The sequence below is a fragment of the Pseudomonas sp. BF-B-15 genome, from assembly GCF_019946675.1.
Taxonomy (GTDB): Bacteria; Pseudomonadota; Gammaproteobacteria; order Pseudomonadales; family Pseudomonadaceae; genus Aquipseudomonas; species Aquipseudomonas migulae.
Map to the genome: position 1 here is coordinate 22,164 of NZ_JAGYFZ010000075.1, position 8,219 is coordinate 30,382.

Here is an 8,219-nt window from a genome sequence, read left to right on the forward strand (position 1 = left end):
AAAACCAATAACAACAGGTTCGACACCATGCCCCCGCGCCCCGCCCTGTCCGGCTGATCTCGCCCCGTTTCATTTGAATTCGAATCTTTTTGTCTGCAACCGGACGGTTGCGGCATCGCCCCGTTTCATCTCCAAGAATTAGAGAGACCGAGCCCATGACGCCTTCCACTTATTTCGTTCCCAGCCTGATCGCCCTCGCACTGGCCGGCGCCGCCCTGCCCGCCACGGCCGAAGAGGCGGGTTTTGTCGAAGGGGCCAAGGTCAACCTGAACCTGCGCAACTTCTACATCAACCGCAACTTCACCAACCCGACCAAGGCACAGGGCAAGGCTGAAGAGTGGACGCAAAGTTTCATCCTCGACGCCAAATCCGGGTTCACCCAAGGCACCGTCGGCTTCGGCATGGATGTGCTGGGGCTGTACTCGGTAAAACTCGACGGCGGTAAAGGCACCGGCGGTACGCAGTTGCTGCCGCTGGACCACGATGGTCGCCCGGCGGACAACTTCGGTCGCACCAACGTGGCGTTCAAGGCCAAGCTGTCGCAGACCGAAGTGAAGGTCGGCGAATGGATGCCGGTGCTGCCGATCCTGCGTTCGGACGATGGGCGCTCGCTACCACAAACCTTCCGTGGCGGTCAGATCACCTCAAAGGAAATCAACGGCCTGACGCTCTACGGCGGCCAGTTCCGCCAGAACAGCCCGCGTGACGACAGCAGCATGAACGACATGTCGATGACCGGCAAAGCGGCGTTCACCTCCGACCGCTTCAACTTCCAGGGCGGCGAATACCTGTTCAACGAGAAACGCACCCAGATCGGCCTGTGGAACGCCGAACTCAAGGACATCTACAGCCAGCAATTCGTCAACCTGACCCACAGCCAACCCGTCGGCGACTGGACCCTGGGCGCCAACCTCGGTTTCTTCTATGGCAAAGAAGACGGTAGCGCCCGCGCCGGCGATCTGGACAACAAGACCTGGTCGGGAATGCTTTCCGCCAAGTACGGCGGCAACACCTTCTACGTCGGCCTGCAAAAACTCACCGGCGACAGCGCCTGGATGCGGGTCAACGGCACCAGCGGCGGCACACTGGCCAACGACAGCTACAACTCCAGCTATGACAACGCGCGGGAAAAATCCTGGCAGGTGCGTCACGACTACAACTTCGTTGCGCTCGGTGTACCGGGCCTGACCCTGATGAACCGCTACATCAGCGGCGAAAACGTACACACCGGCACCATCACCGACGGCAAGGAATGGGGCCGCGAGAGTGAACTGGGCTACACCGTACAAAGCGGTGCGCTGAAGGACCTGAACGTCAAATGGCGCAACTCGACCATGCGCCGCGACTACAGCAACAACGAGTTCGACGAGAACCGGTTGATCATCAGCTACCCGATCAGTTTGTTGTAAGCCTCAGCGCCAGCGTTGCCCATTGCGGGAAACGCTGGCGCTGACCGCTGGTCGCGATGAACTGGCGAATTATTGAACCGCAGATACAGTCATCAAGGCGTTCAAGTTCTCCAGCCTGATGTAGGAGCCCCCATTTTCTTCCGTTATCTCCGGATGCTGTACGCGAAGCTGCCATGACCACGGAGGTCAGGTATGAGCAAGCGAATAGTTATCGTCGGTGGCGGCGTCGGTGGAACCATGCTGGCCAATCAACTGGTCAACAAGCTGTATCCAGAAATCCTGCGCGGCGAAGTCCTGATTACCCTGCTGTCCAACTCCCCCGATCACTACTACAAACCTGCGTTCATGTACGTGGCGTTCAACCTGTTTTTTCAGGAAGAACTCAAGCGCCCGGAACGCTCATTGTTGCGCCCGGAAATCACCTTCAACGTTGAAGAAGTGACGCGTTTTGATTTCCCTGGGCAACGCCTCAAGACCCGCAGCGGCAAAGTCTACGATTACGATTTTCTGGTCATCGCCACCGGTTGCGTCCCTGCCCCGGAACGTATCGAAGGTTTGAAAGAAGCTGGCGACCACTTCTATCAATACGACCCGGCCCGGCAACTGGCGCAGAAGCTGAGCACCATTAAAAAAGGCCGGATATTCATAACCGTGTCCTTCCCGCAAACGCCCAACGTGCCGCATCAATGCGGCATCGCACCCGTCGAAACCACCTTGATGCTTGATGATTATTTGCGGCGTAGAGGTGTGCGAGACCAGGTGGAAATTATCTACACCTACCCGACAACCGCTCAGTTACTGCGCAACTGCCTGTTCCTGCAACGACCGACAGGGGAAATTCTGCCGAGTATTTTCGAGCAGAAAAACATCCGTTTTCAGCGTGGGTTCACACTGGACCGTGTCGATCCGGACAGCAAAATCGCCTACTCCGCAGAAGGCGACGCGCAGCCTTTCGACATACTGATGGCAACGCCGCCGATCCGCGCCGTGGATGCCGTGCTGGAGTCCGGAGCGTCACAAGCGCCCAACAACGAAGGCTGGCTGCCCACCAACCATGAATCCCTGCAAGTCTACGGCCTGGAAAACGTCTACGTGATCGGTGACACCGTCGATTTGCCGGTGAGCAAGGCCGGAGGCGCGTGCCATAACCAGGCACCGGTGATCGCCAACAACATTGCCGCTGAAATCCGCCTTGGTGGTCCCATCGATGTCTACGACGGACGGGTTCAGGCCGTCGCGCAAATGGGCTTCTATGCCGGCATGCCGCTTTGGTACAACTTCAAGCGCGACGTTCAGCCAACTCCACCGACCAAACTCGGTGGCCTGCTCAGACACGGCTTCAATCATGGCCTGTACTGGATGATTGCCCGGGGCATGCTGTGACGGGCTAGGGGAGGAAAATGCAATGACAAACCTGACAGATGAAACCCTCGCCATCGCCACGGCCGACAGGTCGGAGGGACTCGTTGCCTTGATGGCAAAACTGCAGCCGCTGATCGATGGCGGGCGACTGGATAACCTTGTCGATTTGCTCTCGTTGACCTCGGACATGGTCGACCTGCTGGACGCGGCCATGGTGGAAAAACTGGCGCGGTTGTTCGAAAACGCTACGGCGGCCACCTGGACCGTCAGTAACGCCGTGCGCATGGCCCGTGCCGAAGTCGCCGCCGCCCCGGAACCACCGGGGGTCTACGCCTTGATAAAACTGCTGAACGAGCCGGACACGCGCAAAGGTGTGGCGGTTGTCCTGAAAACCCTGAACGTCATCGGAAGACAACTGTAACCGCCAGAGAGGACCACCTCATGAGCGTCAAACTTGATAAGGCAGGGAGCGCCTGCACGCACTGGGACGCCAAGGCGTACCAGCAGTTTTCGCGCCTCAGGCAACGACCGGTGAATGAATTGCTCGGTCGTGTCGAACTCAAATCGCCCCAACGCATTTATGACCTGGGGTGCGGCACCGGCATCGCCACGCAACTGTTGGCCAAGCGTTGGCCTCGCGCGCAGTTGCAGGGTATCGACAGCTCCGGACAAATGCTCGACGAAGCCCGCCTTCTGCCCATCAAGGCGTCATGGAAACAGTGTGACCTGCTCGACTGGCAGCCCGAACAGCCAGCAGACCTGCTGTTCGCCGCCGCCGTTTTGCACTTCATCAAGGATCACCATCAACTGCTGCCGCGACTGCTCAGGCAGCTCAATCCAGGTGGATGCCTGGCAGCGCACATGCCCGACTGGCGGGATGCGTTGTGGTATCGGCTGGTGCTCGACACGCTGGAAGACGCGGGGGCTTGCGGCCAACCGTTAGGCACGGCGCAGCTGCGCGAGGCCATGGCCGCACGAACGCTCTTGTCGCTGGAAGATTACTACCGCTTGCTCGCCCCGATCACTGACACCCTGGACATCTGGGAGACCGAGCAATTGCAGGTGGTCTGCGGCCAATCGCCGATCTATGACTGGGTCAAGGTCTCGGCGCTGCGACCAGTGATGCAGGGACTCAAGCCCGACGAACAGGCACGCTTCATTTACCACTACCTGATGCGCGTACACGCGCATTACCCGCCGGAGAGCGACGGGCGAACGCTGTTTCCGTTCAAGCGCATATTCATCGTCGCGACGGTGTAACACATGACATTGCCTTCGCGGGCAAGCCTCGCTCCTACAGGATTATCACAACCTCTGTAGGAGTGAGGCTTGCCCGCGAAAGCGTCAATTCATGCACCGCAAATCGCGAACATTATTCCCGGGACTCGACGCCCAACTCATCCCAAACCGACTCGGCCAAATGAAACGTCGCATTCGCCGCCGGGATGCCGCAATAGATGGCGCTCTGCATGATCACTTCCTTGATCTCGCCACGGGTCACGCCATTGTTGGCGGCGGCACGCAGGTGCAGTTTGAGTTCACCCTCACGGTTCATGCCGATCAACATGGCGATGGTGATCAGGCTGCGGGTATGGCGCGGCAGGCCAGGTCGGGTCCAGATGTCGCCCCACGCATGGCGGGTGATCATCTCCTGAAACTCCGAATTGAACTCGGTCAGCGCGTTCAGGCTGCGGTCGACATGGGCGTCGCCGAGGACTGCGCGACGGACGTTCATGCCCTCGTCGTAACGTTGTTTCTCGTCCACGGATTTCCCCCTCAATGACCCAGCAAAAAAGCGAGAACGCGCTCACTGAACGCATCGCCCGCCTGTACGTTGGACAGGTGCGCCGCGTAGAACTCGGCGTACTCGGCACCTGCCACATGTTCCTGGATGAAGTGCCCACCGGACGGCGGCGTGACCGCGTCTTCGGTGCCGGCGATCACCAGCAGCGGCACTTTGATCGAGGACAACTGATCACGGAAATCGGCATCGCGCACGGCAGCGCAATTGGCTGCGTAACCTTGTGGCGAAGTGGCCGCGAGCATGTCGGTAATCCGTTTCGCCGCCGCCGGATTGGCCTCGGAAAAGTCCGGGGTAAACCAGCGCGCAATCGATGCATCGCGCAGCGCAACCATCGCCGCCGCGCCGTCACGCAGCACGGTCTCGATGCGCGGGTTCCAGATCGACGGGTCGCCGATTTTCGCGGCGGTGTTGCACACCACCAGTTTGTTCAATCGATCACCGGCATTGATGCCCAGCCACTGGCCGATCAGGCCACCCATCGACAGACCACAGAAATGCGCCTTCTCAATGTGCAACGCATCCAGCAGCGCCAGCACGTCTCGGCCCAATTGTCCGATGCTGTAGGGCCCCGGCGTGACCAGGGATTTGCCGTGGCCACGGGTATCAAAACGCAGCACGCGGAAATGCTCGGTGAACGCAGCAATTTGCGCGTCCCACATGTGCAGGTCGGTGCCCAGCGAGTTGGACAGCACCAGCACCGGCGCATCGACCGGGCCATCGAAGTGCGGCCCTTCAATTTGGTAGTGCAGTTCGCCCTCGGCGAGTTGTACGAAAGCCACAGCAGTCTCCTTCAGGCAGTTAACGCAGAATGTTCAGCCACCGCTCGCTCGACCCAGGTACGGGCCTGTCCGAGGTAGTGAGCGGGGTCCAGCAGATGATCGAGTTCAGCGGCCGAGAGCTCGGCGGTCACGTGCGGCTCGTCGCCCAGCACTGCGCGCAAATGCCGTTGCTCGGCCACTGCGCGCTTGCAGCACTGCTCCAGTAAATGATGCGCGGTGTCGCGGCCGACCCGTTGCGCAAGGACGATGCTCACCGCTTCGGCCAGCACCAGGCCTTGGGTCAGGTCGAGGTTGCGGGCCATGCGCTCGGCGTCCACTTCCAGTCCGTCTGCCACCAGCAATGCCTGCTTGAGGCTGCCGGACACCAGGCAACAAATCTCCGGCAGGGTTTCCCACTCGGCATGCCACAGGCCGAGGCTGCGCTCGTGCTCTTGCGGCATGGCACTGAACAGGGTCGAGAGCAGACCGGGAACCCGTGTTGCAGCGCCGATCAGCACGGCGGCGCCCACCGGGTTGCGTTTGTGCGGCATGGTCGACGAACCGCCCTTGCCCGGCGCCGAGGGTTCGAACACTTCGCCCGCTTCAGTCTGCATCAACAGGCTGATGTCGCGACCGAGCTTGCCGAGGCTGCCGGCGATCAATCCCAGCACCGAACCGAACTCCACCAGGCGGTCGCGTTGCGTGTGCCACGGTTGGTCGGGCAACGTCAGGTGCAGCTCCGTGGCCAGCGCGTCGGCAATCGGCAACGCTTGCGCACCGAGGGCCGCGAGGGTCCCGGAGGCGCCGCCGAATTGCAGCACCAGCAGGCGTGGTTTGAGTTCTTGCAGGCGTTGACGGCTGCGGGTGACGGCGCCCAGCCAACCGGCGATCTTCATGCCCAAGGTGACCGGCGTTGCGTGCTGCAACCAAGTGCGACCGGCCAACGGCGTGGCGACATAACGCTGGGCTTGCGTTGAAAGGGTTTCGCCCAGTTGCGCCAGATCGCTCTCAATCAGTTCCAGCGCCCGGCGCAATTGCAGCACCAGGCCGGTGTCCATCACGTCCTGGCTGGTGGCGCCCAGATGCACATAGCGCTCGGCGTCGGCATCGGTGGTCGCGATCTGTTTGCCCAACGCCTTCACCAGTGGAATCGCCGAATTACCGGCCGTGGCAATCGCCTCGCCGAGGGCGGCGAAATCGTAGTGCCCGGCGCGGCAAGCCGCTTCGATAGGTGCCACCGCCATCTGCGGAATCAACCCGACATGCGCTTCGGCGCGGGCCAGCGCCGCTTCGAAATCGAGCATGGCCTGAACCCGGCCCTGATCGCAAAACACCTCGCGCATATCGCGCGCAGTGAAATAGGCATCGAACAATTGATTGCCCGGTCGCTGGTTCATAAACAGTCCCTGGAGGCGCGGGCCGCTTGGGCCCGCGGGTGTGGATCAAAGGTCGTTTTCTAGATACTTCGCATGTTTGGGCAGACGCAGGCTGAACAGAAACGCTATCGCCATCATCAACGTCACGTACCAGTAGAAGGAGTTTTCCATGCCGACCGCTTTGAGGCTCAAGGCTACATACTCCGCTGAACCACCGAATATTGCATTCGCCACCGCGTAAGCCAGGCCAACACCCAATGCACGTACCTCAGGCGGGAACATTTCGGCTTTTACCAGACCGCTGATCGAGGTGTAGAAACTGACAATCGCCAGCGCCAGGGTAATGAGCACGAAGGCCAGGAACGGACTGGTGACGCTTTTCAGGCTGAGCAGAATCGGCACGGTGCACAGCGTGCCGAGTGCGCCAAACCACAGCATCGAACTCCGGCGGCCGATCCTGTCCGAGAGCATGCCGAAGATCGGCTGCATGCACATATAAAGGAACAGCGCGCCGGTCATGATGTAGCTGGCGGTCTTGGCATGCATGCCGGCGGTGTTCACCAGGTACTTCTGCATGTACGTGGTGAAGGTGTAGAAAATCAGCGAGCCGCCGGCGGTGTAACCGAGCACGGTAATGAACGCGGCCTTATGGTCGCGGAACAGCGCGCGGATGCTGCCGGCGTCCTTGTTCTCGCGCATTTCCTTGCTGGTGGTTTCTTTCAGCGAACGACGCAGGTACAGCGAAACCAATGCCGCCATGGCACCGACCACGAACGGAATCCGCCAGCCGTAGGCACGCAGGTCATCCTCGGTGAGGAACTGTTGCAGCACCACCACCAGCGACACCGCCAGCAACTGCCCGCCGATCAGCGTCACGTACTGGAACGAGGCGAAGAAACCGCGCTGGCCCTTGAGCGCCACTTCGCTCATGTAGGTGGCGGTGGTGCCGTATTCGCCGCCCACCGACAGGCCCTGGAGCAAACGGGCGAACAGCAGCATGATCGGCGCCCAGACGCCGATGTCCTTGTAGGTCGGCAGGCAGGCGATGAGCAACGAACCGAAGCACATCATCAGAATCGATATCAGCATCGAATTCTTGCGCCCGTGCTTGTCCGCGACGCGACCGAAAATCCAGCCGCCAATCGGGCGCATCAGGAACCCGGCGGCAAACACGCCCGCGGTGTTGACCAACTGCACCGTCGGGTTATCGGACGGGAAAAAGGCAGGGGCGAAATAGATCGCGCAAAAGGCGTAGACGTAGAAGTCGAACCATTCGACGAGGTTGCCGGACGAGGCGCCGACAATCGCGAAGATCCGTTTGCTGCGCTCTTCGCCGGTGTATAGCGCGGTTGAAGCGATTGGCGTTGTCATTGTTTTTCACTCAATGGGGACAGTGAGAGTCTAGACACACTTTGCAACAGTCCCGTTCCACAGATGCAACACAGATCCCCTGTAGGAGCCGGCTTGCTGGCGATCGCGGTGTGTCATTCCGCATTGATGGCACTGACAC

At 60.4% G+C, this 8,219-nt stretch carries 8 protein-coding genes; 4 read left to right on the top strand and 4 right to left on the bottom strand.

Annotated features, from left to right (window positions below; all coding sequences use genetic code 11):
- Nucleotides 1-155: 155 nt before the first annotated feature.
- The 4 genes from KGA97_RS21370 (at nucleotide 156) to KGA97_RS21385 (ending at nucleotide 4,031) form a co-directional block, all read left to right on the top strand.
- Entirely contained in the window at nucleotides 156-1,409 is a 1,254-nt protein-coding gene (locus KGA97_RS21370) for an OprD family porin (protein ID WP_008039448.1), read from the top strand.
- Nucleotides 1,410-1,601: 192 nt separating this feature from the next.
- Nucleotides 1,602-2,792, top strand: a complete 1,191-nt coding sequence (locus KGA97_RS21375) for an FAD/NAD(P)-binding oxidoreductase (protein ID WP_223481460.1) — start codon at nucleotides 1,602-1,604, stop codon at nucleotides 2,790-2,792.
- A 22-nt stretch (nucleotides 2,793-2,814) separates the two neighbouring features.
- On the top strand, nucleotides 2,815-3,192 hold the full coding sequence (locus KGA97_RS21380) for a DUF1641 domain-containing protein (protein WP_008039444.1): 378 nt from the start codon (nucleotides 2,815-2,817) through the stop codon (nucleotides 3,190-3,192).
- Between the two features lie 20 nt (nucleotides 3,193-3,212).
- A complete protein-coding gene (locus KGA97_RS21385; protein WP_223481461.1) occupies nucleotides 3,213-4,031 on the top strand; it encodes a methyltransferase domain-containing protein in 819 nt (272 codons plus the stop codon).
- Nucleotides 4,032-4,143: 112 nt separating this feature from the next.
- Here the strand turns inward: KGA97_RS21385 and pcaC are convergent, their stop codons facing one another.
- From pcaC to KGA97_RS21405, 4 genes are read right to left on the bottom strand one after another with little or no spacing between them, the layout of a single operon-like run.
- Nucleotides 4,144-4,536, bottom strand: a complete 393-nt coding sequence (gene pcaC, locus KGA97_RS21390; protein ID WP_008025653.1) for a 4-carboxymuconolactone decarboxylase — start codon at nucleotides 4,534-4,536, stop codon at nucleotides 4,144-4,146.
- A gap of 11 nt (nucleotides 4,537-4,547) precedes the next feature.
- Complete coding sequence (gene pcaD / locus KGA97_RS21395) at nucleotides 4,548-5,354, bottom strand: 3-oxoadipate enol-lactonase (protein WP_223481462.1); 807 nt, start codon at nucleotides 5,352-5,354, stop codon at nucleotides 4,548-4,550.
- Between the two features lie 11 nt (nucleotides 5,355-5,365).
- Nucleotides 5,366-6,730, bottom strand: a complete 1,365-nt coding sequence (locus KGA97_RS21400) for a 3-carboxy-cis,cis-muconate cycloisomerase (protein ID WP_223481463.1) — start codon at nucleotides 6,728-6,730, stop codon at nucleotides 5,366-5,368.
- 45 nt (nucleotides 6,731-6,775) lie between these two features.
- Nucleotides 6,776-8,080 carry an MFS family transporter gene (locus KGA97_RS21405; protein ID WP_008039437.1) on the bottom strand — a complete coding sequence of 435 codons (1,305 nt, stop codon included), beginning with the start codon at nucleotides 8,078-8,080 and terminating at the stop codon, nucleotides 6,776-6,778.
- Nucleotides 8,081-8,219 lie beyond the last annotated feature (139 nt).